Annotated in this window: 2 protein-coding genes; both read right to left on the bottom strand. The window is 69.8% G+C overall.

Translation table 11 applies throughout. The features are described 5' to 3' along the window. Positions 1-1,301, bottom strand: a 1,301-nt coding sequence (locus tag EN879_RS33740) for a DNA polymerase Y family protein (RefSeq protein WP_164774757.1), incomplete at its 3' end; no start/stop codon positions are given. Further along, positions 1,243-1,972: hypothetical protein (locus tag EN879_RS40325; protein ID WP_127274598.1), on the bottom strand; the 730-nt coding region annotated here is incomplete at its 5' end. The genes EN879_RS33740 and EN879_RS40325, both read right to left, overlap by 59 nt.

Genomic DNA, 1,972 nt, shown 5'->3' with positions numbered 1-1,972 from the left:
GGCCCTTCGGCGCGCTTGACCCGGTAGAGCGCGCGCCGCCAGCGGAAGTTCAGCGGCGGTCCTTCCGGCATTTCGGTGGCCGGCACATCGATGGGTTCGGGCGAGCGGAACAGCCGGATCGGTCGTTCCGGCGGAAATATGGTTTTTGGTGCCTGCAGCCTGTCCGGCTTCTTCGGCGGCGTGGTCCGGCACGGCGCGTCGGTGAAGGGGATGGTGGCGACGGCACGCTCCGGCAGATGGCTTTCGACCGCGACTGCCCGGAGAACCGCGCCATCGCCGAGCCGGGCGCGGATGCGGTCGGCGAACAGCGCGATATCGGCGCCGTCGTCGGTCACCTCGCCGGCAAGATCGGCCTGCTGCATGTCGAAGGTGGCTGATGCCAACACCGAGAGCCGCACCAGATCGAAACCATAGCCGGCATCGATATCCTGTTCGAGCGCGGCCAGCCTTTCATGGAACAGTTTCTGGATCAGCATGGGTTCGCGCATCGGCCGCGAGGTACCGAGCGCGATGCGGCTGACGGCGCCGTCGACGCGAAAGAGCAGCAGCGCCAGCGTCCGGGCGCCCTCGCCGCGGCGCTCGAGGTCGGTCTTCAAGGTCGCCGCCAGCATGCCCACCAGCCGTTCGATGTCCTCGGTCAGGGTGACGGGTTCGGCGAGGTGGCGTTCGACCGAAAGCGGCGCGACGGGCAGGCGCGGCGACACCGCCTCGTGGAGCCGGCCAAGCGCCTGGTCGAGGCGCAGGAGCAGCAGGGCGCCGAAGCGGCGGGCGAGCGGCGCGCGCGGTGCCGCCATGACGGCGCCCGCCGTGCGCAGGCCCACACTTTCCAGGCTGGTGCGGGTCGAAGGTTCTATGCGCAGCGCGGCCAGCGGCAGGGGCGCCAGCAGCGCCTCCTCCTCGCCTGACACAACGATGCGGTCGCCGCAAAAGCGTGCCGCCGCCCAGGCCGCACCCGGCGTCGCGGCAAGCCCGGCGCGGACATCGAAACCCTGATGGAAGAAGCGCGACAGGATGTCGTCCAGCATGGCGCGCTCGCCGCCGAACAGATGGGTGCAGCCGGTGACGTCGAGAAACAGGCCGTCTGCCCCGTCCAGCGCCACCAGCGGGGTGTAGCGGTCGCACCAGTCGGCGAGGCCTTCGAGCAGGCGGCGATCGGCTTCCGGATCGGCCTCGACGACGTCGATCGACGGATGCATGGCGCGCGCATCGGCGATGCCCATGTCGCGCTTCAGGTGCAGCGCCTCAGCCCGCTCGTCGAGGGCCGAGATGCGCTGTGCGTTGCGGTCGCGATGGCTGATCACGAGCGGCGGGTGAGATGGGTGATCCGACGACCGGGAACGCCAGGACCGCCCCAGACGCTGGCGCAGGATCCTTTCCGCCGCCAGATAGGGAAACCACAGGGACAGGATTCTTTGCCCGGTCTCTTGCCTCGCCCGCTCTTTCGTCGAATGCGCGTTCATCGGGGTTCCACTCCAGTGTGAATTGTCCAGGCAGGGCCGTGCGGCTCTTGCCGATGGTGAGGGTGAAGGCCGGGCGGCCGATCGAGCCGGCCAGCGGCCCGGCGATGGTGTCGCGCGGCACCGCCGGCGCCGAGGCGACGATGAGGCGGACGGGTGCCGCCGTCGGTTCGGGCCCAGCCGCCTGCCGCAGCAGGAACACCGGCCGGCCGGCCGCTTGCGCCCTTGCATGCAGCCGGCGTGTCGCGGTCAGGTCAAGCCGCTGCGGATTGCCGCGGATTTCCAGGATGACGGCGGCGAGCGCCGTCATCCGGGCCGCCTCCTCGGCGACCCACAGCGCATCGACGAGCCTTGGCGCCTCGGAAAACAGCAATTGCTCCGGCTCGATGCCGAACGAGGCGTGAAGCCCCCTGGCATAGGGAAAGCCGGCCTCGCGAAAAATCTCCGATGTGCCGATCCACAGCACCGGCAGCCCCGGCGTTTGCTTGAGGATCAGGCTGGTGAGCGACAAAGCG

Source organism: Mesorhizobium sp. M7A.F.Ca.AU.002.02.1.1 (genome assembly GCF_003998535.1).
In the GTDB taxonomy this organism is placed as follows: domain Bacteria; phylum Pseudomonadota; class Alphaproteobacteria; order Rhizobiales; family Rhizobiaceae; genus Mesorhizobium; species Mesorhizobium ciceri.
This window is presented reverse-complemented; position numbering and strand designations above follow the sequence as displayed.